This window comes from Blattabacterium cuenoti (assembly GCF_014251735.1).
In the GTDB taxonomy this organism is placed as follows: Bacteria; Bacteroidota; Bacteroidia; order Flavobacteriales; family Blattabacteriaceae; genus Blattabacterium; species Blattabacterium cuenoti_C.
On the sequence record NZ_CP059197.1, the window covers coordinates 536662 to 562217 of the forward strand.

General features: G+C 27.9%; 23 protein-coding genes and 1 tRNA gene. 13 read left to right on the forward strand and 11 right to left on the reverse strand.

Going from position 1 to position 25556, the window contains the following annotated elements; genetic code table 11:
* Window positions 1–8 precede the first annotated feature (8 nt).
* The 3 genes from H0H60_RS02640 to rpoN are packed head-to-tail and all read left to right on the forward strand — an operon-like array spanning window position 9 to window position 3478.
* On the forward strand, window positions 9–563 hold the full coding sequence (locus H0H60_RS02640) for a ribosome-recycling factor (RefSeq protein WP_185862616.1): 555 nt from the start codon (window positions 9–11) through the stop codon (window positions 561–563).
* Between the two features lie 11 nt (window positions 564–574).
* Window positions 575–2005 (forward strand): asparagine--tRNA ligase, encoded by a 1431-nt coding sequence (asnS, locus tag H0H60_RS02645; protein WP_185862617.1) that lies wholly within the window; start codon window positions 575–577, stop codon window positions 2003–2005.
* 3 nt (window positions 2006–2008) lie between these two features.
* Window positions 2009–3478 carry an RNA polymerase factor sigma-54 gene (rpoN, locus tag H0H60_RS02650; protein ID WP_185862618.1) on the forward strand — a complete coding sequence of 490 codons (1470 nt, stop codon included), beginning with the start codon at window positions 2009–2011 and terminating at the stop codon, window positions 3476–3478.
* 3 nt (window positions 3479–3481) lie between these two features.
* Here the strand turns inward: rpoN and H0H60_RS02655 are convergent, their stop codons facing one another.
* From H0H60_RS02655 to H0H60_RS02680, 6 genes are all read right to left on the reverse strand, one after another.
* Window positions 3482–4840, reverse strand: coding sequence for an aldehyde dehydrogenase family protein (locus H0H60_RS02655; RefSeq protein ID WP_185862619.1), 1359 nt, complete (start codon window positions 4838–4840; stop codon window positions 3482–3484).
* 36 nt (window positions 4841–4876) lie between these two features.
* Window positions 4877–5323, reverse strand: a complete 447-nt coding sequence (locus tag H0H60_RS02660; protein ID WP_185862620.1) for a SufE family protein — start codon at window positions 5321–5323, stop codon at window positions 4877–4879.
* 40 nt (window positions 5324–5363) lie between these two features.
* Entirely contained in the window at window positions 5364–7655 is a 2292-nt protein-coding gene (metE, locus tag H0H60_RS02665; protein WP_185862621.1) for a 5-methyltetrahydropteroyltriglutamate--homocysteine S-methyltransferase, read from the reverse strand.
* Between the two features lie 100 nt (window positions 7656–7755).
* Complete coding sequence (locus H0H60_RS02670; protein ID WP_185862622.1) at window positions 7756–8961, reverse strand: putative sugar nucleotidyl transferase; 1206 nt, start codon at window positions 8959–8961, stop codon at window positions 7756–7758.
* Window positions 8962–9219 carry a type B 50S ribosomal protein L31 gene (locus tag H0H60_RS02675; RefSeq protein WP_185862623.1) on the reverse strand — a complete coding sequence of 86 codons (258 nt, stop codon included), beginning with the start codon at window positions 9217–9219 and terminating at the stop codon, window positions 8962–8964.
* On the reverse strand, window positions 9219–10322 hold the full coding sequence (locus H0H60_RS02680; protein WP_185862624.1) for a 3-oxoacyl-ACP synthase III family protein: 1104 nt from the start codon (window positions 10320–10322) through the stop codon (window positions 9219–9221). The genes H0H60_RS02675 and H0H60_RS02680 overlap by 1 nt, the downstream gene beginning before the upstream one ends.
* A gap of 94 nt (window positions 10323–10416) precedes the next feature.
* Here H0H60_RS02680 and ubiE point away from each other — a divergent pair, with 94 nt between their 5' ends.
* The 5 genes from ubiE (at window position 10417) to H0H60_RS02705 (ending at window position 16100) form a co-directional block, all read left to right on the forward strand.
* Window positions 10417–11148 (forward strand): bifunctional demethylmenaquinone methyltransferase/2-methoxy-6-polyprenyl-1,4-benzoquinol methylase UbiE, encoded by a 732-nt coding sequence (gene ubiE, locus H0H60_RS02685; RefSeq protein ID WP_185862625.1) that lies wholly within the window; start codon window positions 10417–10419, stop codon window positions 11146–11148.
* 4 nt (window positions 11149–11152) lie between these two features.
* A complete protein-coding gene (locus tag H0H60_RS02690) occupies window positions 11153–12664 on the forward strand; it encodes a GH3 auxin-responsive promoter family protein (RefSeq protein ID WP_185862626.1) in 1512 nt (503 codons plus the stop codon).
* Window positions 12665–12742: 78 nt separating this feature from the next.
* Entirely contained in the window at window positions 12743–13012 is a 270-nt protein-coding gene (gene rpsO / locus H0H60_RS02695) for a 30S ribosomal protein S15 (RefSeq protein WP_185849719.1), read from the forward strand.
* Between the two features lie 72 nt (window positions 13013–13084).
* Complete coding sequence (locus tag H0H60_RS02700) at window positions 13085–15217, forward strand: polyribonucleotide nucleotidyltransferase (protein ID WP_185862627.1); 2133 nt, start codon at window positions 13085–13087, stop codon at window positions 15215–15217.
* Between the two features lie 19 nt (window positions 15218–15236).
* Complete coding sequence (locus H0H60_RS02705; RefSeq protein ID WP_185849721.1) at window positions 15237–16100, forward strand: sigma-70 family RNA polymerase sigma factor; 864 nt, start codon at window positions 15237–15239, stop codon at window positions 16098–16100.
* A 15-nt stretch (window positions 16101–16115) separates the two neighbouring features.
* On the opposite strand, the gene H0H60_RS02710 is transcribed toward H0H60_RS02705, so the two are convergent.
* The 3 genes from H0H60_RS02710 to H0H60_RS02720 all read right to left on the reverse strand — a co-directional run bounded on the left by H0H60_RS02710 (window position 16116) and on the right by H0H60_RS02720 (window position 17523).
* Window positions 16116–16189 (reverse strand) — tRNA-Arg (locus H0H60_RS02710).
* 21 nt (window positions 16190–16210) lie between these two features.
* Complete coding sequence (tpiA, locus tag H0H60_RS02715; RefSeq protein ID WP_185862628.1) at window positions 16211–16969, reverse strand: triose-phosphate isomerase; 759 nt, start codon at window positions 16967–16969, stop codon at window positions 16211–16213.
* A 53-nt stretch (window positions 16970–17022) separates the two neighbouring features.
* Entirely contained in the window at window positions 17023–17523 is a 501-nt protein-coding gene (locus H0H60_RS02720; RefSeq protein WP_185862629.1) for a DUF1599 domain-containing protein, read from the reverse strand.
* Window positions 17524–17571: 48 nt separating this feature from the next.
* Here H0H60_RS02720 and folP point away from each other — a divergent pair, with 48 nt between their 5' ends.
* The 5 genes from folP to H0H60_RS02745 all read left to right on the forward strand — a co-directional run bounded on the left by folP (window position 17572) and on the right by H0H60_RS02745 (window position 22889).
* Complete coding sequence (gene folP / locus H0H60_RS02725; protein ID WP_185862630.1) at window positions 17572–18405, forward strand: dihydropteroate synthase; 834 nt, start codon at window positions 17572–17574, stop codon at window positions 18403–18405.
* Window positions 18406–18485: 80 nt separating this feature from the next.
* On the forward strand, window positions 18486–19244 hold the full coding sequence (locus H0H60_RS02730) for a diadenylate cyclase (RefSeq protein ID WP_185862631.1): 759 nt from the start codon (window positions 18486–18488) through the stop codon (window positions 19242–19244).
* A gap of 32 nt (window positions 19245–19276) precedes the next feature.
* On the forward strand, window positions 19277–20578 hold the full coding sequence (locus tag H0H60_RS02735; RefSeq protein ID WP_185862632.1) for a UDP-N-acetylmuramoyl-tripeptide--D-alanyl-D-alanine ligase: 1302 nt from the start codon (window positions 19277–19279) through the stop codon (window positions 20576–20578).
* A gap of 59 nt (window positions 20579–20637) precedes the next feature.
* On the forward strand, window positions 20638–21642 hold the full coding sequence (gene pdhA, locus H0H60_RS02740) for a pyruvate dehydrogenase (acetyl-transferring) E1 component subunit alpha (RefSeq protein WP_185849727.1): 1005 nt from the start codon (window positions 20638–20640) through the stop codon (window positions 21640–21642).
* 41 nt (window positions 21643–21683) lie between these two features.
* Window positions 21684–22889, forward strand: coding sequence for a dihydrolipoamide acetyltransferase family protein (locus tag H0H60_RS02745; protein ID WP_185862633.1), 1206 nt, complete (start codon window positions 21684–21686; stop codon window positions 22887–22889).
* Here the strand turns inward: H0H60_RS02745 and H0H60_RS02750 are convergent.
* A complete protein-coding gene (locus tag H0H60_RS02750; protein ID WP_185862634.1) occupies window positions 22881–23612 on the reverse strand; it encodes a TerC family protein in 732 nt (243 codons plus the stop codon). The genes H0H60_RS02745 and H0H60_RS02750 overlap by 9 nt on opposite strands.
* Window positions 23613–23620: 8 nt before the next feature.
* Window positions 23621–25456, reverse strand: coding sequence for an ABC transporter ATP-binding protein (locus H0H60_RS02755; protein WP_185862635.1), 1836 nt, complete (start codon window positions 25454–25456; stop codon window positions 23621–23623).
* Window positions 25457–25556 lie beyond the last annotated feature (100 nt).

The following is a 25556-nucleotide window of genomic DNA, read 5'->3' on the forward strand; positions in this document are numbered from 1 at the left end:
AAAAAATTATGGATGAATTAAATGAAATTTTTTTTTCTTGCAAAAAAGATATGGATAAAATTTTAAAAAAACTTCAAGAAGAAATTCATCGTATTCGATTAGGAAGTAAATCCGTTCTTCCCATTTTAGAAAAAATAAAAGTAAAGTGTTATGCTTCTTCTTTTCCTTTAATTGAAGTGGCAACAATTACCATTGTAGATAATATGAATCTGACGATTCATCCTTGGGATCGAGCTATCATCTCCTATATAGATAAAGCCATTATAGATGAAAATCTCGGTTTTATGCCAACAAATAAAGGAGAATACATTCACATTCGTATTCCTATTCTTACGGAAGAAGGGAGAAAGAATTTAATGAAAACAATTAAAACAAAAACAGAAAAAGCAAAAATATTCGTGAGAACAATACGAAAAAAGTATAACCAATCTATAAAAAGATTGAAAATATCCGAAGATTTATCTAAAACAGGAGAAAATCGTATACAAAAAATTACCAAGGGATCTATTGAAAAAATAGATGTTCTTTTTCTTTCCAAAGAAAAAGAAATATTAAGTATATAATTTTTTGATCCATGATAGAAAAATATTCAATTAAAGAATTATTGGGAAAAGGAAAAAAATTTTTAAATAAAAAAGTTTTAGTTGAAGGGTGGATTCGTTCTTTTCGAAATTCCATTTTCATCACATTAAATGATGGATCTACAATAAAAAATATTCAAATTGTTTTATCGAAAAATTTAGAAAAGAAGTTTTTAAAAAAAATTACTATTGGATGTTCCATTAAAGTTATAGGCATAGTCACAGAAAGTTTAGGAAAGAAACAATCTATAGAATTAAAATCTTTAGATATGATAATCTATGGAGAAGTCGACCTTAAAAGTTTTCAAAAAACTATTTTACAACCGAAAAAACATAGTTTAGAAACCTTACGTAAACAAGCACATCTACGTTTTCGTACAAATATTTTCAGTAGTATAATGCGTATACGTCATCATGTATCTTTTTCCATACATAAATATTTTCATGAACATGGGTTTTTTTACATAAATACTCCAATTATTACCACTTCAAATGCTGAAGGTGCTGGAAAAATGTTTCAGGTAACAACTATGGACTTAAAAAATATTCCATATGTAAGGGAAAATGTAGTAGATTATGCAAAAGATTTTTTTCAGTGCAAAACATATTTGAGTGTATCTGGACAATTAGAAGCAGAAACAGCCTCTTTAGCTTTAGGAAAAGTATATACATTTGGACCTGCTTTTCGTGCAGAAAATTCCAATACTTCACGACATTTATCTGAATTTTGGATGATAGAACCAGAAATGGCTTTTTATCATTTAGAAGAAAATATGGATATAGCTGAGGATTTTTTAAAATTTGTTATACGATATACCATTGAAAATTGCATAGAAGATCTATCCTTTTTAAAGGATCACATCAAAAAATGGAGTCAAAAACAGGAATCTACAACACTTTTAGAAAGATTAGAGCTTATATTAAAATTTCCATTTCAAAGAATTAGTTACACGGAAGTAATAAATATTCTAGAAAAAAGCATCCATAAAAAAATGGTAAAATTTGTTCATCCAGTTATTTGGGGAATGGATTTACAATCAGAACATGAACAATATCTGGTAAAAAAATATTTTCAATATCCTGTAATTGTTTTTGATTATCCTTCTTGTATTAAAGCCTTTTATATGCGTATAAATAATGATGAAAGAACAGTTAGAGCTATGGATATATTATTTCCAGAAATAGGAGAAATTATTGGAGGATCTCAACGGGAAGAACGTTATGATATTTTATTAAAGCGGATCAAGGATAAAAACATAGATGACAGGAAACTTTGGTGGTATTTAGACACACGTCGTTTTGGTTCTGTTCCTCATAGTGGATTTGGCCTAGGCTTTGATCGTTTAGTTCAATTCATTACAGGTATGAAAAATATTCGAGATGTTATTCCTTTTCCAAGAACTCCACATAATGCAGAATTCTAAAAAATGTTAAAACATAAACTGTTACAGAAAGGACAACAAAAACTTTCCCCACAGCAAATAAAACTGATGAAATTAGTGCAATTATCTACTTTGGATTTTGAACAAAGAGTAAAACAAGAATTGGAAGAAAATCCAGCATTAGAAGAGGAAATAGAAGATGAGACTACTTCTATAGAAGAGTCCGATACATCTGTCATTGACTTTGATCTTTCAGAACAAGAAGATAAATCCATAGATATTTCTGAAATAAACATAGATGAGTATTTAAGTGATGATGAGATTTTAGATTTTAAAAACAATAACCCCAATAATCACAATGAAGAAAAATATATACCCATAGTTTCTGGAATTTCTTTTCAAGAATATTTAAAAAGTCAATTACATACTTTTCGTTTAAATCAAGAAGATTTGTTAATTGCAGATTTTATATTAGGAAACATAGATGAAGATGGCTACATAAGAAGAAAGATTCCAGCTATCGTAGATGATATCCTTTTAATACTTGGGATTCCAGTAACTGAAGAAAAAGTAGAAAAACTACTTGTAAATTATATACAAAAACTAGAACCCATAGGAGTAGGAGCTAGAAATTTACAAGAATGTCTTTTTATACAATTAGAAAATAAAAAAAAATCACACGATGTAAACTTAGCTAAAAGGATAATCAGAAATAATTTCGAATCTTTTACAAAAAAACATTATCAAAAACTGCAAAATAAATTAGGAACAACAAAGAATGATTTACGGAAAGCTATCTATCAAATAGAAAAATTAAATCCAAAACCAGGAAAAATTTACTCTGGAAATCCTAGAAATTTAGATCATCTGATTCCAGATTTTACCATTTGTATTTCAGATGGAAAATTAGAATTATCTTTAAATCAAAGAAATACTCCAGAAATAAAAGTATCCTCCTTATATTTAAACATGTTAAAATATTATAAAAATTCAAAAGAAAGGAACATGAAAAAAAATGAAAATACTATTTTGTTTTTAAAAAAAAAAATAGATTCAGCAAAATGGTTTGTAGACGCTATAAAACAGCGTCAAAATACATTAATGTTAACAATGAACGCCATTATGGATTATCAAAAAGAATACTTTTTCACTGGAGATCCATATAAAATAAAACCGATGATTTTAAAAAATATATCTCAAAAAATAGGTGTAGGGATATCCACTGTATCTCGTGTTGCTAATAGTAAATATGTCAATACCCCATATGGAACTTTTTTGATCAAAAGTTTTTTTTCTGAAAAAATGATAAACGAAGAAGGGATGGAAATTTCTTCTATTGAAATAAAAAAGTTGTTGGGAGAATCTATTGCTAAAGAAAATAAAAGAAGACCATTAACTGACGAAAAATTATCGAAAATTCTCAAAAGAAAAGGTTATCTAGTGGCAAGACGTACTGTGGCTAAATATAGAGATCAAATGCAAATTCCAGTTGCAAGAATGAGAAAAATCCTTTGATAATCATTTGTTGATAATAATAGTTTTACAATTAGAAAACTCTTTAATAGATAGAACAGAGAGTTCTCTTCCATATCCAGATTTCTTTATTCCTCCAAAAGGAAAACGAGGATCAGATTTTACGATATCATTTACAAAAACCATACCTGTATTTATTTTCTTGGATAAAGATTCCGCTTTTTTTATGTCTTTAGTCCAAATAGAAGCACCTAGACCATAGCATGTGGCATTCACCATAGAATGAATTTCTTCTTCATTAGAAAAAGTATAAACAATTCCTATTGGTCCAAATATCTCCTCTTGATTGTAAGAAAAATTATTATCTTCTATTTTCAATAAACAAGGAGAAAAAAAATTTCCATCTCTTGTAGTTTGTAAACAGACTTTTCCTCCATTTGAAATAATATCTTGATATTGTTTATATAATTTTTCAGATAAATCTACACGAGAAATATACCCTATTTTAGTATATTCATCATGTACATCTCCCCTCTGATATTGTTTCATTTCTTGAATAACCAGATCTATAAAATCATCTACAATAAAATTATCTACTATAAATCTTTTAGCGGAAATACATGTTTGTCCTGTATTATTCAATCTAGATTCCGTAGCTAATTTAGCCGTTTTTTTTAAATCCTCTACATCTCTCATAACTACAAAAGCATCATTTCCTCCTAATTCTAAGACAGATTTTTTAATATATTTTCCAGATAAATATCCTATATGACTTCCAGCTAAATGACTTCCTGTGAAAGAAACACCTTGTATGATTGGATCAGCTATAACAGATTCTATTTTAGGTATATCCATTAAAAAAACTTGAAAAACTCCTTTTGGAAAACCAGATTCAATAAATATCTTTTCTAAAAGAAGAGAACATCCAGCTGTATTCGTAGCAGGTTTAAGTACTATTACATTTCCTAATAATATATTAGGGATGACAAATCTTATGGTTTGCCAAATAGGATAATTCCAAGGCATAATTCCTAATATGGATCCTATCGATTCAAATCGAATATAAGATTTTTCATATTCAGTAGATATATCTTGAAACAAGATCGATTCTTCTAAATGATAATAATACTCGCATAATTTGATACACTTTTTTACTTCCAAACGTGATTGAGTTATAGGTTTTCCCATTTCTTGAGTTATTAAATAGGCTATAATGTCTATGAGATCTTGCATGGAAGAAGATAATTTCATTATATATCCTATTCTAGAAGAAAAAGAAAAATCTTTCCATTTTTCATAAGCTTTTTGAGCTATAGAAAGTTTATCTCTAATATCCTTATTCTCTATAAAAGAATAAGTATTTAGTATATTATTATCAACAGGATTAATAGTATGAAACCTCATATTTTCTTTTTTTTTAGATAAAGAATGGTAAAATTTTTATGAAATTTTACCATTCAAGCTAACAGATAGTTTAGCATTAAAAGCAATGGCATACAACTTTATTTTTTTTAAAAATAAGAGTATCCCATTAGCTCGAATCGGAGATAAAAATGTTTGAAAGCCTATTTCATAAATAAAATTTGCCTTCGAAGAAACAATTTCAAAAGGAGAATTTCCAGAATAAACGCTAATCATAAGAGCAGCCATTCCTTTAGGTAACAATGCATCACTATCTGCATCAAAAAAAACCAGTTTTTCTTTTAATTTAGCATCTAACCAAACTTTAGATTGACATCCATAAATCAATTTATCTTCAGATCTAAATTTATCAGATTTTTTTGGTAATTTCCTTCCTAAATCTATCAGATATTCATATTTTTCTTCCCAATTTTTGAGAAAATAAAATTCTTTTTTGATTCTTTCTTCTCTATCCTGTAACGTCATTTCAAAGATTTTACACAAATTTGATAAGATCTTTTTCTATCTAATTTATGAATTTTTCTCTAGACTTTTTTGCTGCTTGTGTCATATTTTTAAGTGAAGGAATAACTTCCTCCCATTTTCTCGTTTTTAATCCACAATCTGGATTCACCCAAATATTTCTAATTGGCAATTTATTAGAAGCTTTTTGAATTAAATCAAATATTTCTTCTACAGTAGGAATTCTTGGAGAATGAATATCATATACTCCTGGTCCAATTTCATTAGGATAAGAAAATTCTGAAAAAGCCTGTAGCAGTTCCATTTTAGACCTTGAAGTTTCCATAGTAATGACATCTGCATCTAAATCTGCTATATGTTCTAATATATCATTAAATTCACTATAACACATATGTGTGTGAATTTGTGTTTCATCTTCTACTCCACTTGAAGAAATACGAAAAGCTTTAATAGACCAATCAAAATATCCTTTCCAATCCTTTCTTTTTAAGGGAAGCCCCTCTCTAAGAGCTGGTTCATCTATTTGAATTATTTGAATTCCAGATTTCTCTAAAGATTTTACTTCATCTCTAATAGCCCAGGCAATCTGATAAGCTGTAGTAGAAAGTGGTTGATCATCTCTGACAAAAGACCATTGTAATATAGTCACAGGTCCAGTTAACATTCCTTTCATTAACTTATTTGTTTTAGACTGTGCAAAAGATATCCATTTAACTGTCATATCATTAGATCTGCTAACATCTCCATAAATCACAGGAGGTTTCACACAACGACTTCCATAACTCTGAACCCATCCATTTTCAGTAGAAAGAAATCCTTTTAATTTTTCTGAAAAAAATTCTACCATATCATTTCTCTCAAACTCTCCATGTACCAAAACATCTAGATTTATTTCTTCTTGTTTTCGAATAAGATCGATAATAAATTCTTCAATTCTTTTTTCATATTCTTCTTTACTTAATTCGTTTCTGCGAAATTGACTCCTTAAAGTACGAATTTCTTTTGTTTGAGGAAAAGAACCGATTGTCGTAGTAGGAAACAATGGAAGACGAAACTTTTTATGCTGTTTCTTCTGACGTATTTTGAAAGAATTTTTTCTTTTTGTATCCTCATTTTTTACTTGTAAAACTCTTTTTTTTACCTCTTGATTATGAATAATTGAAGAATCTTTTGCTTTTTCCAAAGAATCCAAATTTTTCAATAAGATTCCCTGATTTCCTTTTATGATATTTTCTAAATCACTTAATTCATAAATTTTTTGTTTCGCAAAAGACATTCTGTTTTTTACATCTGGATGAATAGAACTCTCAGATTCTATATCTAAAGGAACATGTAAAAGAGAACAATTAGGTGCAATCATCACTCTTTCTTCTCCTAAAATTTTGATTGCTTTTTCTATGTGTTTAATGGAATTCATATAATTATTTTTCCAAATATTTCTTCCATCGATTAATCCTAAAGATAACATCATGTCTTTTTCTCTTAAAAAATTTAAGATATCTTCCAATTGCTCTGGATCTTCTATCAAATCAATATGTAAAGCTTTTATAGAAATATCCCTAAGAAAAAATAGATTTTCAGAAATTCCATTAAAATAAGATGTTAATAAAATATTAATTCCGGAAAAAATATTGGATATTTTTTGATATGCATATTGAAAAGCCTCTATTTCTTTTTTAGTTAAATCTAAAACTAAAATAGGTTCATCTATTTGAATCCAAACAGCCCCTTGATCTATCAATCTTTGTATTATTTGTATGTAAATAGGAAGAATATCCTCTATTAAATCCATTCTATGAAAAGATTTATTCTTCTCCTTTCCCAAAAAAAGAAAAGAAATAGGACCAATTAAAACTGGCTTTGGAATTCCATTCACTACAAATTTCTTAGCTTCTTCAAACTCTTCGAATACTTTTTTAGAGAAAACATGAAATTTTTGATCTTTTTGAAATTCTGGAACTATATAATGATAATTCGTGTTAAACCATTTAGTCATTTCCATGGCCTTTATATCCCAACCATTTTTTTGGAATCCTCTAGCCATAGAAAAATAAAGATCAATATTATCATGTATGATAGGAATTGAAGAATAAGATTCTGGTATTACTCCCAATAATAGAGACATATCCAATACATGATCATAAAAACTAAAATCATTACACGGAATCAAATCTAAACCAGATTTTTCTTGTATTTTCCAATTTTCTTCCCGTATCATTTTACCAATGTGGAATAATTCCTTATGAGGAATTTTATGATTCCAATAAGCTTCACAAGCTCTTTTTAATTCCCTTCGTATTCCTATGCGAGGATAACCTAAATTATGTTTCAGCATAAAATCATTTTATTTATTGTACAATCTAAACTAAATAACTAAAAAAAAATTAGGGTAGGGTTGATACAACCATTCTTCCTAAAAAAATAACAAATATATTTCATTCATACATAGAATTATATAAATATTCTAAAATATCCTTATCTGAAATAGAAAAAGAAACATTTCTCCTATTCATCATCCTATCAGCTGTTTCACATACTTTTTTAAAAGAAATTACTTTTCTTTCTTGTATGCCACCTAAAGTGAAAGAAGGAATGTATCTAGGTGGAAATCCATATCCAAAAATATTAGCATTGATGCCTACTATTGTAGCTGTATTGAATTGAGTATTAATCGAAGATTTCGAATAATCGCCCATAATCAAACCAAAAAATTGAACATCAATAGGAAAAAAATCTTTTTTTTCATAATTCCAAACTGTCACTTTAGAATAATCATTTCTTAAATTAGAGATATTGGTTCCAGCACCTAAATTACACCATTCTCCCAAAATAGAATTTCCCAAAAAACCATCATGAGCTTTATTAGAATAAGAAAATATTACAGAATTGATTATTTCTCCCCCTACTTTACAAAATGGACCAATAGTTGTAGATCCATACACTTTTGTTCCCATATTTAGTGTAGATTTTTGACAAATAGCTACCGGTCCTCTAATCATAGATCCTTCCATAATTTGAACTCCTCTTTCAAGGTATATTGGACCTAATTTTGCATTTAACACGATATTTTCTGCTATTATATCTTCTTCTAAAAATATCTTTTCTTTGAAAATGAGGTTATTATTTCCAAACAAAGAAAATGAATTTTTTCCTTTTGTTAAAAAAGAAAAATCTTGTTTCAATACAATTTCATTTTTTAGAAATATATCCCATGGATATTGAATATAAACCACTTGATTAATATGATATATTTTGTTATATTTTTTCATATGTGGAGTATCTATTCTATATCTATAATGAGATCTTCGTACTGCTACCATTTTTTCTTTGAAAAATATAGCTTCATCCTTTTTTAACTTATAGATTATTGGAATCAATTCTTCATTATTAGGAACAAATGAAGAATTGATGAGCAATATATTTTTAAATACGTTTTTAACCGTAATAGGATTTTTTTCCATTCCATATTTTTTTGAAAGATATGGCTTAGTAAGAACAAGAGCTTTTCCTCCAAGATATTTTTCCCATCTTTCTCTTATGGTTAATATTCCTAAACGAATTTCTGATATAGGCCTGGTCAAGGTAATAGGCCGCAAATTTTTCCATTCGGTACTTCCATCATATAATATAAAAAAATCCATTTATCCAATTTTTTTATATTTTTCATATTTTTTCTTAAATCTTTCTGCTGGTCCTGTTTTTCCCAAAAATCTCTTTTCTCCAGTAAAAAAAGGATGGGAATAGCTAGATATTTCCATTTTATATAGTGGATAGCTATTTCCGTCTATTTGAATAGTTTCTTTAGTTTTCACTGTAGATCTACAAATGAACATTTTTTCGTTATTAATATCTTTAAAGACTACAGGTCGATAATTTTCAGGATGTATTTTTTTTTTCATTATAATAATTTTTTTGTAGGAAAACGATAAATCATCCCATTGATATTCATTCCTGCTCCTAATGAAGCCATCATAATGGTATCTCCAGGTTTTATTTCATGAGGAGGCATCTTTCCTTGAAGAATCAAATCTAACAAAGTTGGAACCGTGGCTACAGAAGAATTTCCTAATTTTTGAATAGTCATAGGCATTAAATTTTTACAAAAATCTTTGTTATAAGATGAATAATCATACAATTTCAATAATCTTTTTAAGATAGCATAATCCATTTTTGCATTAGCTTGATGAATAAGAATTTTTTTTATATCCTTAAGATGTAAATTTGCACGATCTAATATCCTTTTTAGCATATTTGGAACTTCTGTTAATGCATATTCATAGATACGTCTTCCATTCATTCTAATATTTACTAAGGATTTTTTATAGTCAGGGTTTAAAGAATGTCCATTAGTCAAATAATGTAATTCTTCATTATTATTACATTGAGAGTCATAATAAAGAATTCCGTGATTTCCTTCTTTCATTTCAATAGCGGACAAAACGGCGGCTCCCGCTCCATCTGAAAAAATCATAGCATTTCTATCATGTGGATCTATTACTTTAGATAATGTTTCAGAACTAGTAATCAGTATATTTTTTGCGTATTTAGATCTTAATAATTGATCAGCTAATATCATTCCTTCTATCCATCCTGGACAACCAAAAATCATATCATAGGGACGACATTTTTTATTTCTTATTTGAAGTTTATTTTTCACTCTAGCAGCTAGAGAAGGCATTAAATCAGATTGAAAAGAAATAGGATGTATATCTCCATAATTATGAGCAGATATAATGTAATCTATTTTTTCTTTATAAATTTTTGAATTAACTAAAGCTCTTTTTGCAGCTATAGTGGCAATGTCAGAATTAAATAAAGTGTTGTTTATATATCTTCTTTCTTTTATCTCTGTAATTTTTTGAAACTTTTTAATAATATCTTCATTTGATTTATCAATTTTTAATCCATTCTTATTGTAAAACGTATGTTTTAAAAAATGATTACTTTTTATAACCTTTTCTGGCAAATAATGTCCAGTCCCTGTAATGATTGATCGAATCATTTTTTTATTTGTAAATAATAACTAAAAAGTAAAAAAATAAAATTCTTTGCAAAGAATCGTTTTTCTTAAGTAAATTATACATATAAATAATATTATGAACAAATATCCTTTCTCTTCGAAAGAAGAAGAATTAACAAAAATGTTTGATAATATTTCATCAAAATATGATTTTCTTAATCACCTTTTATCTTTTGGAATAGATTTCATATGGAGAAAAAAAGTAATAGAACTGCTAACTCGATTTAGTACAAAAAACATCCAAAAGGTATTAGATTTAGCTACAGGTACCGGAGATTTGGCTCTATTGATTGCTAAAAAATTTCACAAAACTTATGTTATTGGCTTGGATCCTTCTAAAGAAATGCTAAGAATAGCCAGAAATAAAATAAAAGATAATTTTTTAGAAAAAAGAATCCAATTTATTCAAGGATATTCACAAAATATGCCCTTTGAAAACGCTACTTTTGACGTAGTGACCATATCATTTGGAGTAAGAAATTTTCAGCACTTTCATCTTTCTTTCAAAGAGATACATAGAATTCTTAAACCAATGGGGTTTTTGGAAATATTAGAGTTTTCTAAACCATCAAATCCTTATATAAAAAAATTTTATCATTTTTATTCTCATTTTCTTATTCCTAGAATAGGAAGTTTTCTATCCAAAAATAATTTTGCTTACAATTACTTGCAAGAGTCTATTAAATCTTTTTCTTATTGTGGAAATAAAATGAAAAAATTTTTAAAATATTCCGGATTTAATCCCATACACTCACAAAAACTAACATTTGGAATTGTATCTATTTATTTATCCAAAAAAATAATCTAATATAATGAAGTATTTGTCTGGATATTTCACTTCTGTTTTTCTTAAAAGAAGAATAAAAAGAATAGAGTCGATCATTCGTCATCCAATAGAAATACAATACAAATTAATTCATCAACTGATTGCTTATGCTAAAAATACGGAATTTGGAAAAAAACATGGATTCCACGATATCAAAAAATATCAACAATTCTCTGAAAGAATACCTATATGCAAATATACCGATTTAAAACCTATAATTGAAAGAATTCGTAAAGGCGAAAAGAATCTATTATGGCCAGGAAAAGTAAAATGGTTTGCTAGATCTTCTGGAACTACAAGTACAAAAAGTAAGTATATTCCTGTCACAAAATTATCCATGCATGAATGTCACTATAAAGCGGGAAAAGATATGTTGTCTATATATATTCATAATCATCCAAAAACAAAAATATTCTTTGGAAAAGCTTTGCGTTTAGGAGGAAGTCACGAATTATATAGAAATTATAATACTTTTTATGGAGATTTGTCTTCTATTTTAATCAAGAATATGCCTTTTTGGGCAGAAAATATTAGTATTCCTAGAAAAAAAGTAGCTTTAATGAGTGAATGGGAAGATAAATTAAAAACTCTTGTTAGAGAAACTGCTCAAAAAGATGTTCGTATTTTATTAGGAGTTTGTTCTTGGGTGCTAATCTTTTTAAATTATTTATTAAAAAAAATTGACAAAAAAAAAATTGATGACATATGGCCACATATAGAGGTCATATTTCATGGAGGCGTAAGTTTTAAACCATATAGAGAACAATATAATGATTTATTTAGTCATTCTGTAAATTACTATGACGTATACAGTGCTTCAGAAGGATTTTTTGCTGTACAGGATCAAAAAAACGTAGAAGATCTTTTACTTTTATTGGATCATGGAATTTTTTATGAATTTATTCCTATGGAAGAGATTCATAATCCTTATCCAAAAATAATTCCCATTGAAAAAGTCGAATTAAAAAAAAATTACGCATTAGTGGTTTCCACCAATGCTGGACTTTGGAGATATATAGTTGGAGATACTATCAAATTTACCAGTTTATCTCCGTACAGGATTTCTATTTCTGGAAGAACGAACCACTATATTAATACTTTTGGAGAAGAATTAATCATAGAGAATGCAGAAAAAGCCTTAAATATAACTTGCATAAAAACAGATTCTATCATTCATGAATATACAGCTGGTCCCATTTATATGAATCAAAAAAATTCTGGGGCTCATGAATGGATTATCGAATTCAAAAAAAAACCAAAAGATTTATCTTATTTTCGGGATACTTTAGATAATGAATTAAAATCATTGAATTCTGATTATGAAATTAAAAGATATAAAAACATGATATTACGTCCTCCAGTAATATCCGTAGCTAGAAATGGATTATTTTACGATTGGTTAAAAAAACACAAAAAACTAGGTGGTCAAAATAAAATACCGCGTCTCTCTAATGATAGAAAATATATAGATTCTCTTTCTATGCTAAACATGAAATGATAGATATCATAAAAAAAACACATATTAGCAAAATATTTTTAACTTTATTATCCGTAAACGTAAAGAGATATTATATGTATGTATTTGACTGCAGAGAAAAAAAAAGAAATATTTAAGACTTATGGAACCTCTGTTTTCGACACAGGGTCTTCCAAAGCTCAAGTAGCTTTATTTACTTATCGTATTAATCATTTAAGTAAACATCTTAAGAATAACAAAAAGGATTTTAATACAGAAAGAGCACTAGTAAAATTGGTAGGAAAAAGAAAAAAATTATTGAAATATATAGAAAAAAAGGATATGAATAGTTATAAAAAAATTATTCAACTCCTAGGATTAAGAAAATGATCATTGCATGCATGTGATTGTGATTTCTTCTAATTGTTTCTTTTTGTTATAATAATCCATAAAGAATAAAATATGCCAGATACACTAAAAGAAATCATATCTTTAGAAGATGGTCGTACGATTGTTATAGAAACAGGAGAAATAGCTAGACAAGCAGATGGAGCTGCCGTCGTCCGGGCAAAAAACACCATACTATTAGCTACTGTAGTAATTTCTAAAGAAATAAAAAATGAGATTAATTTTTTACCATTAACAGTAGATTACAGAGAAAAATATTCTGCGGGTGGAAAAATTCCTGGTGGATTTATCAAAAGAGAAGGAAGACCTTCTGATGAGGAGATTTTGACAATGAGATTAGTTGATCGTGTATTAAGGCCTACTTTTTCAGAATTTTTTCGAAATGAAATACAAATCATGATCTCCCTATTATCATATGATAAAACGGTTTTACCAGATGAATTAGCTGGATTGGCCGCTTCCACAGCTTTATCCGTGGCTGGAATCCCATTCAATGGGCCTATATCAGAAATTCGTATTATCCGCGTAAATGGTAAATTCATTATAAATCCAAGTTTAGATCAATTGGAAAAAGCAGATATAGATTTAATAGTAGGAGCTTCTGAGCATTCCATTATCATGATAGAAGGGGAGATGAAAGAAATTACAGAGAAAGAATTTTTGCAAGCTATAAATATAGCTCATAATGCCATAAAACCTCAAATAGAAGCTCAAAAAAGATTGGTAAAAAAAATTCCAAAACATCGTTTTTTTGACTTTAAAGAGAACAATAGGATCTATCATTCATTAGAGAAGGAATTTTTAGAAAAAGAACTTTTTTCTTTTTCTTACGAAAAAATTTATGGAATTTACAAAGATTTTTTGGATAAAAAAACTAGGTCTATTCAAGAAAAAACTATTTTAAATAATTTTAAAAAAAATTTATCCATAGAAGAGAGGGATAAAAATGAAATTTTTATTGATCAATATTATGAAGAGATTAAAAAAAAAGTAGTCCGACATATGATCTTGGATGAAGGAATTCGACTAGATGGTCGAAATAACAAACAAATACGTTCTGTATGGGGGATTGTGGATTATCTTCCTGGAGTTCATGGGTCCGCTTTATTCTCGAGAGGAGAAACTCAATCGTTAACTACTGTAACATTAGGTTCATCTTTGGATGCCAATAAAATTGATAATGTGATTATGGAGAACCAGGAAAAATTTTATCTACATTATAATTTTCCTCCTTTTTCTACAGGAGAAATACGTCCAATTAGAGGAGTCTCTAGACGTGAAGTAGGCCATGGAAATTTAGCACAACGTGCCTTAAAAAATGTGATCCCTGATAATAATCCATATACAATTCGTGTAGTTTCGGATATTTTAGAATCTAATGGATCTTCTTCTATGGCAACAGTTTGTGCAGCTAGTTTAGCCTTAATGGATGCAGGTATAACTATTGAAAATCCTGTTTCCGGTATTGCTATGGGATTATTCACAGATAAAGAAAAAAAAGTTATTCTATCTGATATTATGGGAGATGAAGACGGATTTGGAGAACTTGATTTTAAAATAACAGGAACAAAAAATGGAATAACAGCATGTCAAATGGATGTAAAAAAAATACAAGGATTGACTAATGATCTTTTAAATCAGATTTTAATGCAAGCTTTAGAAGGTCGTCTGTTTATTCTAAAAAAAATGCTAGAAATTTTACCAAAATATAGAAATAAACTAAAACCTAACGCTCCTAAAATATATACTTTCAATATTCCTAAAGATTTCATAGGTGCGGTTATTGGTCCCGGTGGGAAAGTTATTCAAGAAATACAATCTTGTACAGATACCAGTATACTTATTGAAGAAAAAGGAGATATGGGGGCTATTGAAATTATAGGAAAAGATTATCAAAAAATGAAACAGGCCATTAATAGAATTAAAGAAATTACTTTTGTTCCTGAAATTGGAAAGGTTTATAAAGCAAAAGTAAAGTCTATAAAAGATTTTGGAGCTTTTGTAGAAATATCTAAAGGAGTGGAAGGCTTATTGCATATTTCTGAAATAGGATGGAAAAGATTAAATAATATAGAAGATGAATTGCATATTGGAGATATCATTGAAGTAAAATTTATGGGAATTGATGATAAAAACAAAAAAATGAAACTCTCTAGAAAAGTCCTTTTACCTCGTCCAAAAAAATGATTAAAAATAATAAAACTACATGAGACAACTTAAAATTACTAAACAAGTCACAAATCGTGAATCTGAATCATTAGATAAATACCTTCATGAAATAGGAAAAATTCCCCTATTGACTCCGGAAGAAGAAGTTGAATACGCTCGTAGAGCAAGAGAAGGGGATTCTTCTGCTATAGAAAAACTTGTTAATGCAAATTTACGTTTTGTAGTTTCTGTAGCTAAACAGTATCAAAATCAAGGATTAAGTTTATGTGATTTAATTAATGAAGGGAATTTAGGTTTAATAAAAGGAATTTTACGTTTTGATGAAACTAGAGGATTTAAATGTATTTCTTATGTGGTTTGGTGGATCAGGCAAGCTATTTTACAAGCTATAGCAGAACAGTCCCGTTCAATTCGTCAACCAACAAACAAATTAGCTTTATTGAACAAAATCCTCAAAACTCTAGCTCAATTAGAGCAAGAACTTCAAAGAACACCTTCTGCGAGAGAAATAGCAGAACATTTAGATATGAATGAAAAAGATGTGGAGGAGTCTATCAAAAATTCAGGAAGACATGTCTCTATGGATGCTCCTTTAATAGAAGGGGAGGATTCTAATTTGTATGATTTGGTAAGGTCCGATGAATCTCCTCGTCCAGATGAACATTTAGAAAAAGAATCTCTTCGTAAAGATATAAAAAGAATTTTGGAAACTTTAAGCGAAAGAGAACGTCGTGTTATCATATTACATTTTGGGTTGAATGGATCTCCACCTATGACTCTAGAAGAAGTTGGACAATCTTGCGATTTAACCAGAGAACGGGTAAGACAAATTGAGAGCATAGCTTTAAAAAGATTGAAACATTCTTCTAGAAGCAAAATACTTAAACCTTATTTAGGATAATAATTTCAATCTATGAGACCTCGAAGGGATTCGAACCCATAACCTTCTGATCCGTAGTCAGATGCTCTATCCTATTAAGCTACGAGGCCTATAAAAAAAACAAGAAGATATTAAGATTGAATAATTTTCAAAAATTTTTCGATTTCTAGTGAATAATTTCCTACAAGACCTCCATCTATATCTTCTTGATAAAAAAGATTTCTTGCATTAAGATCGTTTATACTTCCTCCATATAAAATAGACATTTTTTTTGAAACGGTTTCTCCATATTTATCTATAAATAAGGATCGAATATATCGATGCATGGTCTGTGCTTCTTCAGGAGAAGCTGTTTTTCCAGTTCCAATAGCCCATATAGGCTCATAAGCCATGATAAGATTACTAATTTCTTCTAAAGAACAATAAAAGACGGTTTCTTCCAATTGTTTTTTAACTATCAGAAATTGTTCGTTTTTTTCTCTTTCCAATGCAGTTTCTCCGATACAAAAAATAATATGAAAACCATATTTTAATGCTATTTTAATCTTTTTTAGTAAGATATCATTTGTTTCATAAAAATATTTTCTCCGCTCACTGTGTCCTAATATCACTTTATGAATTCCTATAGATTTTAGCATGGAAGCAGATACTTCTCCCGTATAAGATCCATTTTCCATTTGACAAATATTTTGTGCCGCAAGACTCAAAGAACTTCCCTGTAATATTTGATTTGAAATATGCAAGAAAGGAAAAGATGGAGCAATAATTATTTTTTTTTTGTCATTAATTTTTTTTTCAAAAAGAATTTTTAATAAATTTCTGAGAAAAAAAGTTGTCTCATAGAAATCATGATTCATTTTCCAATTCGCAATTACAATTTTTTTTTTCATTTATATTCTTAATTCTATTTATATCTATAACATAGATGAAAGATAATCCAATTTTAATTTCTTTTTTTAGGAATATTTATCATTGATAAAAATATAGTCATATTTAACATTTTTAAACAGATATTTTCTAATTTATTGTATAAAATTTTTGTTTCTTTTTGTTTCAAATACAAAATTTCTTCTAATAGGTTTTCTATTGAAATCCTTTCATTTTGGGTATGTTCACCATATAAATCTTTGAGTTGATCAAATTTTTGAATATAAATGTTCATGACTTCAGAATGAGAAACCTTTTTTTTAAAATCAATATTTAATTTTATTAATGTAATTACAATATAATTAATCACATCTATAAATGTATCTATAATTTTCTCTTCTTTTACTTCTTGAAATCCCCTTTTTTGAATATTTTGAATACGAACTACTTTCATAAAAATTTGATCTATTATAGAAGATATTTTGATCTCTTTCCATGAAAGATCATAAAATTTTAATTTTTCTTTAAATAATTCTTGACATTTTTTCATGATAAAATCAATATAAATATGATTCATATCATTTAATTATATATATATGTATGTAAGTGTAAAAATAGTTTTTTAATGACAATTAATTGTGGGGGGACCTTATTGTGTTTTAAAGAACCAAAAATTATGGGTATAGTTAATATCACTCCTGATTCTTTTTATGATGGAGGAAAGCTAAAATCCGAACTTCATATGCTAAGACATGTAGAAAATTTATTAAAAGAAGGATCTGATTTTATCGATGTTGGAGGTTGTTCTACTCGTCCATGGTCTAAATTTCCTACAGAAGAAGAAGAAATCAATAGGGTCATTCCGTCTATTCGTTCCATCCTAAAAACATTTCCAAATACTAGAATATCTATAGATACTTTCCGTAGTAAAGTAGCAAAAATAGCTGTAGAAGAAGGAGCTTTAATTATAAATGATGTTTCTGGAGGAAATCTAGATAAAAAAATGTTTTCCTTATTATCGAAACTTAGGATTCCATATATATTATGTCATATGAAGGGTATTCCTCTTAATATGCAAAAAGAACCATGTTATCAGAATACAATTATAGAAATAAACAACTTTTTTTCTCGAAAAATATCCATGTTGAAAAAACATGGAATCAATGATATCATTTTAGATCCTGGTTTTGGTTTTGGAAAAACATTACAACAAAATTTTCAATTATTAAAACATTTATCTTTGCTAGGATTTGGAGATTACCTAATTTTAGTGGGAATATCTAGAAAATCGATGATTCAAAACATTCTAAGTATTTCTTCCGAAGAATCTTTAAATGCTACTTCGATCATCCACACTATAGCTCTCTTGAAAAAAGCAAATTTTTTACGTGTACACGATGTAAAAGAAGCTGTAGAGTGTGTAAAATTGGTACAGTATTATAGGAATAATATTATATAATCTACTAAACTAATCAGTCTACATTAAAAAACGTATATTATTTTTGTTTTTATGAATCCGTTTTTTCATTATTATATTTTTTGAAAATTTCTTTCATTGATATTTTAGATGTTTTTCTGGTAGCCATCATTTTATTACAAGTATATAGACTTGTTTATAACACAGCGGCATTAAATATTTTTTACGGAATTATTGCGACTTTTGTTTTCTGGAAAATAGTAGAAGCATATGAAATGAAATACCTTAGTATAGTAATGAGTGCTTTTTTTAAAGGAGGTTTTTTAGCTTTAATCATTCTATTTCAACCAGAAATTAGAAAATTTCTTCTCATAGTTGGGAGCAAAATTTTTTTTAAAAAATTTATTATTTCTCTTTTTAGAAAATCCGGCGTTTCTGTGAAAACAGAAACAATAGATAGTATCGTAAAGGCTTGTGCTATTTTATCAGGAGATAAAACAGGAGTATTAATTGTTATTCAAATGCATCAAGATATAAAAGAATTTATCCAGAATGGAGATGAAATGGAAGCGAAAGTAAATATTCCAATTTTAGAAAGTATTTTTTATAAAAATAGTCCATTACATGATGGAGCTGTAGTTGTGATAGGAGATAAAATAGTAAGAACGAGAGCCATACTTCCCGTTTCTTACAACAAAGAAATTCCATCTCGTTTAGGTCTTCGTCACAGAGCTGCCATTGGGTTATCCGAAAAAACAGATGCAATCTGTCTGGTTATTTCCGAAGAAACAGGTTATATTTCTTATATTAAAGATCAAAAAAGAACAGTAATTACTAACATTAATAATTTAAAGATGAAACTGGAAAAGGATATTCTGTAGGAGGATCTATTCATTTTTACTAAATTAGATCTGTGAAAACACAAGATTTGTATAGAGTGTATACTATTTCTTCCGGGATAGAAATAAATAGTAAAAAAGTCAAAAATGGCTCCATTTTTTTTGCTTTAAAAGGAAACAATTTTGATGGAAATCAGTTTGCTCATGAGGCAATTTCAAATGGAGCCATGATGGCTATTGTAGATAATAAAAAATATTCTTTTCCTCATAAAAACATTTTTTTTGTAAAAAATGCTTTATGTTCTTTACAAAAATTGGCTCGATATCATCGATTACAACTTAATAGAGTACCCATTATTGCCATTACAGGAAGTAATGGGAAAACGACGACTAAAGAATTAACAACAGCTATTCTCTCTAAAAAATATAAAGTGGTTCATTCTACTAAAAAAAATTTCAACAATCATATAGGAATTCCATTAACCTTGTTATCTATGCCTAAAAATACACAAATTTCCGTTGTAGAAATTGGAGCAAATCAAGAAAAAGAAATACAAAAAATGTGTTCTATTATTCATCCAAACTATGGATATATAACGAATTTCGGAAAAGCTCATCTGGAAGGATTCAAAAATATGAAAGGAGTGATTCGTGGAAAATTGGAATTGTATAATTTTTTAAAAAAAAACAAAAAAAAAGTTTTTGTAAATGGAGATGATCCTATTCAATTAATTCATAGTTTAGGTATTGACAGATATATTTTTTCGGAAAGAGTTAATTCGGAAGTAGATGTCCCCATTAAATATTTTTGGAACAAAACTGATTTAAAATCGGTATTATGTATTAAAAACATGCAAATAGTTTCTTCATTGGTTGGTCCTTATAATTTGTATAATATAGCTTCTGCTATAACTATTGGAAATTATTTTCAAGTTCCTTTAAAAAAAATAAAAAAAGCTGTAGAAGACTATATTCCCAATAATCATCGTTCTCAAATTTTAGAAAGAGAAAATGTAAAAATTATAGTAGATTGTTATAATGCTAATCCTAGCAGTATGATAGGAACTCTTACATTTTTTAATCAAATTAAAGGAAATAAAATAGCTATATTAGGAGATATGTTAGAATTGGGGTCTTTTTCTAAGAATGAACATGCGAAAATCATTTCATTTTTAGAAAAAAGCAATATAAATACAATTTTCTTAATTGGAGAAATATTTTATAATACAAATAGAAATTCCTCTAATAGGATACGAAAATTTTTTCATAAAAATATTTTTATTCAATGGATTAAGAATAATTCTCTAAAAGCAGATTATATCTTAATTAAAGGATCTAGAAAAAATTCCTTAGAAAGTCTGATTCATTTCATCTAAATTCTTTGTAGATTTATATCTTAAAGATTAAATTTGTATACGATAATTTCATAAAGTTTATGAAAGAAATTACCACAGAAACTTACCTAAAGTGGTTTGAAGATATGTCTTTTTGGAGAAAATTTGAGGAAAAATGTCGTTCCCTATACTTAAAACGAAAAATTAGAGGATTTTTACATCTATATAATGGACAAGAAGCACTTCCTGCTGGGTTGACTCATGCTATGGATATGTCTAAAGATAAAATAATTACCGCTTATAGATGTCATATATTACCTATTTCTATGGGCGTAGACCCAAAAAAAGTGATGGCTGAACTCCTAGGAAAGGTCACCGGAACATCTCATGGAATGGGAGGATCAATGCATATTTTCAGCAAAAAACATCGTTTTTATGGTGGACATGGAATTGTAGGAGGACAAATTCCTCTAGGAGCTGGAATTGCTTTCGCAGATAAATATTTCAATAGAGATGCAGTCACGCTTACACTTATGGGAGATGGGGCTGTTAGACAAGGGGCTTTACATGAAACTTTTAACATGGCTATGATATGGAAACTTCCTGTTGTTTTTATATGTGAAAATAATCAATATGCTATGGGTACGTCCGTAAAAAGGAGTACAAATATAGAGGAAATTTATAAAATCGGTCATTCGTATGGAATGCCATCTTTTCCTGTAGATGGAATGGATCCTGAAAAAATAGCTAAAGCAGCTTATACAGCTATTGAAAGAGCTAGAAGTGGAAATGGATCTACATTTTTAGATATTAAAACTTATAGATATAGAGGACATTCTATGTCTGACGCGGAATCATATCGTAGTAAAGAAGAAGTTCATTCCTATAAAAAAAAGGATCCAATTTTGAAATTAAAAAAAATCATTATACAAAATAAGTGGGAAACCATAGAAAGATTAAATTCTATTGAAAATAAAATAAAAAAAGAAGTAGATTCTTGTGTCGAATTTGCAGAAAATTCGAATGATCCTTCTTTAGAACATATGTATGATGTTGTTTATAACGAATCAAATTATCCTTTTTTGGATAAAGTGATACCTTCCTGATTTTATATTATGTTACTTGTTTAATAAATATCTGAAAAATCATGGCGGAAATAATATCCATGCCCCAATTGAGTGATACAATGGAAGAGGGGACTGTAATCAAATGGAATAAAAAAGTAGGAGACAAAGTTTCCGAAGGAGACATTTTAGCAGAAATTGAAACGGATAAAGCTACTCAAGATTTTGAAATTGACGTTAGTGGAATTCTTCTTTTTATTGGCGTAAAAGAAGGGGAAAAAACACGAGTCAATGATATATTAGCCATTATTGGGAAAGAAGGAGAAGATATTAGCCATATTATTAAAAATTCAAAAGAAAAAAAAGAAAAAATCAAGGATGAAAATGTTGAAAAAATATTTTCTAATGAGAATAAAAAGAAAAATAAAGATAGGATTTTTATTTCTCCTTTAGCAAAAAAGATGGCCAAAGAAATAGGGATTTCTATCAATCAGATAAAAGGAAGTGGAGATCACGGTCGTATCATTAAAAGAGATATTGAAACATACGAAAAAACATTAGATGTAGATGTAGGTAATAATAGAAAAATCGTCTATGAAAAAATGGATGATAGACGGGTTATTCTTTCTTCTATGAGAAAAAAAATAGCTGAACATTTAACTAATTCTAAATTTACAGCTCCTCACTATTATCTCATTATTGAAATCGATGTAGAAAAAATGATACAATTAAGAAAAGATTTAAATAAAAAACTCTCTATCGAAGAAAAAATTTCTTTTAATGATATTATTATTAAAGCCGTTGCACTTTCTTTGAAAAAGAATCCTAATGTAAATACTTCATGGAAAGAAGAAGAAATAATCTATCATTCTTCCATTAATATTGGAGTTGCAGTAGCAGTCAAAGAAGGGCTGATTGTTCCAGTGATCCAAAATGCAGATCAAAAATCATTGCTACAAATATCTCAAGAAATCAAAGATAAAGTTTTACGTTCAAAGTCTAGAAAAATAAAACCAGAAGAAATAGAAAATAGTACATTTACAGTTTCAAATCTAGGGATGTATGGAATAGAATTTTTTACTTCTATCATTAATATTCCTAATTCTTCTATCCTTTCTATAGGAACTATTACAGAAAAACCCATTGTAAAAAATTCTGAAATTGCAATCGGATATGTCATGAAAGTGACTTTATCTTGTGATCACAGAATAATAGATGGATCTACAGGGAGTAATTTTCTTCAGCATTTAAAGAACCTGTTAGAAGATCCAATCCTCATATTAGTTTAATTTATTTTTTGTCGTAGAAAATATCCATGAAATAATCATTGGAAATAAAAATATAGCTACGGTAAGAAATGAAAAAAAACCCTCTAAAGAAAACGATAAAATTTTCATGGAATGAATAAAAGGAGATAATATAAGTTTTATTCCAAGTAATAAAATTACGGAAAATGCTGAATTTTTTAAGAATGGATATATATCCATGAGCTTCACAAATCCTTGAGCTGCAAATCTCATAGCTAATATTCCTATAAATACCCCTAAAAAAATTAATAAAAAGTTTTCTGATAAAGCGACAGCAGCAAATAGATTATCAATAGAAAAAGCCAAATCCATTATTTCTATAGAAAGAAGAACCATCCAAAAAGAATTTTTAAGTTTTCCATCCCTGTTTTTTTTAATAGAAGAATTCTTTGATAAAGATGAAAAAAAATGATTTAATCCAAGGTAAATTAAATATAGTCCTCCTAATGGTTTTAACCACCAAATTTTAATTAATAAAGAAGCGCATAAAAGCGCAATTCCTCTGAATAAATAAGCTCCAAAAATTCCGTATTTCAAAGCTCTTTTTCTATCTTCATCCTTCAGATCCATAATCATAGAAGCTAGCACAGCTGCATTATCTATTGATAAAATACTTTCTATAAAAAATAAATTTCCTATAATAGAAATGGAGATGATAGGATTTTCCACTATATCTAGAATATAATTTAACAAAAAGTCCTTCATTTTGATTATTAAAAACTTTGCAAAGAAAGTAAATTTCTGTAAGTCCCTTTTTTTGAAATTAAAACTTGATGTTTTCCTTGTTCTATTATTTTTCCTTTCTCTAATACGATAATATGATCTGCATTTTGGATAATAGTAGAAGATAATCGATGGGCTATAACTAATGAAGTTCTATTTTTCAACATCTTATTTAAAGCTTTTTGAACTACTATTTCGGATTCTGTATCGAGAGAATAAGTAGGTTCATCCAATATCATAATTGGAGGATTTTTTAACACCGTTCTAGCTATACAAATTCTTTGTCTTTGTCCCATAGATAATTTGTTCCCATTATATCCAATAATAGTATTATATCCTTTTGGCAATTTTTTTATGAAATCATGAGCATTAGCCATTTTAGCTGCTTGTATTACGGCTCTTGTAGAAGCTCTTTCTAAACCCAAAGCAATATTATTGAAAACAGAATCATTAAAAAGGACAGGTTCTTGCGTAACCATCCCTAATAATCTTCTATATTCTCTATTTTTTAAATATTTAATATTAATTCCGTCAATAGTTATTTCCCCTGATGAAACATCATAAAAATTAGCTAGTAAATTAGCTATAGTAGATTTTCCACTTCCAGATCTTCCTACTAAAACTATAGTTTGTCCTTTTTTTAAAGAAAAAGTTAAATTTTGAATTATAACTAATTTATTATATGTTAATGAAACATTACGAAATAAAATTTCATTTTTAAAGTGATAAATGGATTTAGACCGTGTTCGTTCTTTTGAAAGACATTTAGTATTTAATATTTCTACAATACGTTCTGCTGAAGCTTTTCCTTTTTGAATATTCGATATGGAATTAACTAAATTTTTTGCTGGATTAATAATTTGAAAAAATAATCCTACAAAAGAAAAAAGGGTTTCTGTAGCCATTCCTTTTTTTTCTAAAAAAAGTTTTCCTCCATACCAAACAATCAAAATCATTGTGATAGAACCTATAAACTCACTAACAGGAGAAGCTAATTCTTTTTTACGATTTACACGAGCGGAAAGTCTTCTTTGACATTCTGATATATTTTCAAAACGTTTTTGCATCTGATTTTCAACATTAAAAATATTTATAATTTTTGTATAATTTAAAGTTTCTTCTATTACAGAAAACAATTTTCCTAATTGATGTTGAGCTCCTATAGCGTCCTTTTTTAAACTTATACCTATAATAGATATTAAAGTTCCCATTAATGGAAGTATAACAAAGGCGTATAAAGTCAACTGATAACTCATAAAAGATAAAGTAAGCAAATGAAAAAAAACCATAATAGGAGAACTGATGATGTTAGCTAAAGAGTTAACAATAGACACTTCTATTTCATTTACATCATTAGATAATCTGGACATTAAATCTCCATTCTTTTTATCAGAAAAAAAAAATACGGGTAAAGACAATACTTTTTGATGAAAATCATTCCGAATATTTCGGACTATAGATGTTCTTATTCCTATCATGAAATATTCAGCTAAATACCTAAATATATTACGAATAAAAAAAAGAATAATGATAAAAATGCAGAATATTCCAAGCGTTTTTATTTTTCCATATTTATATGAGAAAATTTCTATATAGTAATGAAAATTTTTTTGAATAAAATTAAAAGAACCATCCAAAAAATTAATAAATGTAGTATGTTCTCCTTTTTTTTTATCAGAAACATCTAATAAAATACTCAATACAGGAGAAATAGATATTATTGATATGACTGAAAACAAAGAGTGTAAAAAATTACATGATATATTAAGAATATAATGATATTTATAAGATTTTGAATAAGCCAGAATTTTTCCAAGTGCATTCATTTAATTTCTTTAGAACACTAAACAAAGATAATTATAAAATTTTATAAGTAAACGAATAGCCAACAATATCAAAGGTTTATTTGATCTCTATTTTTTTATA

Coding starts and splice junctions, on each gene's coding strand:
- H0H60_RS02755 (WP_185862635.1), bottom strand. CDS start 25,456: ATGAATGCACTTGGAAAAATTCTGGCTTATTCAAAATCTTATAAATAT.
- asnS (WP_185862617.1), top strand. CDS start 575: ATGATAGAAAAATATTCAATTAAAGAATTATTGGGAAAAGGAAAAAAA.
- H0H60_RS02745 (WP_185862633.1), top strand. CDS start 21,684: ATGGCGGAAATAATATCCATGCCCCAATTGAGTGATACAATGGAAGAG.
- tpiA (WP_185862628.1), bottom strand. CDS start 16,969: ATGAAAAAAAAAATTGTAATTGCGAATTGGAAAATGAATCATGATTTC.
- pdhA (WP_185849727.1), top strand. CDS start 20,638: ATGAAAGAAATTACCACAGAAACTTACCTAAAGTGGTTTGAAGATATG.
- rpoN (WP_185862618.1), top strand. CDS start 2,009: ATGTTAAAACATAAACTGTTACAGAAAGGACAACAAAAACTTTCCCCA.
- ubiE (WP_185862625.1), top strand. CDS start 10,417: ATGAACAAATATCCTTTCTCTTCGAAAGAAGAAGAATTAACAAAAATG.
- folP (WP_185862630.1), top strand. CDS start 17,572: ATGACAATTAATTGTGGGGGGACCTTATTGTGTTTTAAAGAACCAAAA.
- rpsO (WP_185849719.1), top strand. CDS start 12,743: ATGTATTTGACTGCAGAGAAAAAAAAAGAAATATTTAAGACTTATGGA.
- H0H60_RS02720 (WP_185862629.1), bottom strand. CDS start 17,523: ATGAATCATATTTATATTGATTTTATCATGAAAAAATGTCAAGAATTA.
- H0H60_RS02655 (WP_185862619.1), bottom strand. CDS start 4,840: ATGAGGTTTCATACTATTAATCCTGTTGATAATAATATACTAAATACT.
- H0H60_RS02660 (WP_185862620.1), bottom strand. CDS start 5,323: ATGACGTTACAGGATAGAGAAGAAAGAATCAAAAAAGAATTTTATTTT.
- H0H60_RS02640 (WP_185862616.1), top strand. CDS start 9: ATGGATGAATTAAATGAAATTTTTTTTTCTTGCAAAAAAGATATGGAT.
- H0H60_RS02680 (WP_185862624.1), bottom strand. CDS start 10,322: ATGATTCGATCAATCATTACAGGGACTGGACATTATTTGCCAGAAAAG.
- H0H60_RS02675 (WP_185862623.1), bottom strand. CDS start 9,219: ATGAAAAAAAAAATACATCCTGAAAATTATCGACCTGTAGTCTTTAAA.
- H0H60_RS02750 (WP_185862634.1), bottom strand. CDS start 23,612: ATGAAGGACTTTTTGTTAAATTATATTCTAGATATAGTGGAAAATCCT.
- H0H60_RS02690 (WP_185862626.1), top strand. CDS start 11,153: ATGAAGTATTTGTCTGGATATTTCACTTCTGTTTTTCTTAAAAGAAGA.
- metE (WP_185862621.1), bottom strand. CDS start 7,655: ATGCTGAAACATAATTTAGGTTATCCTCGCATAGGAATACGAAGGGAA.
- H0H60_RS02700 (WP_185862627.1), top strand. CDS start 13,085: ATGCCAGATACACTAAAAGAAATCATATCTTTAGAAGATGGTCGTACG.
- H0H60_RS02705 (WP_185849721.1), top strand. CDS start 15,237: ATGAGACAACTTAAAATTACTAAACAAGTCACAAATCGTGAATCTGAA.
- H0H60_RS02670 (WP_185862622.1), bottom strand. CDS start 8,961: ATGGATTTTTTTATATTATATGATGGAAGTACCGAATGGAAAAATTTG.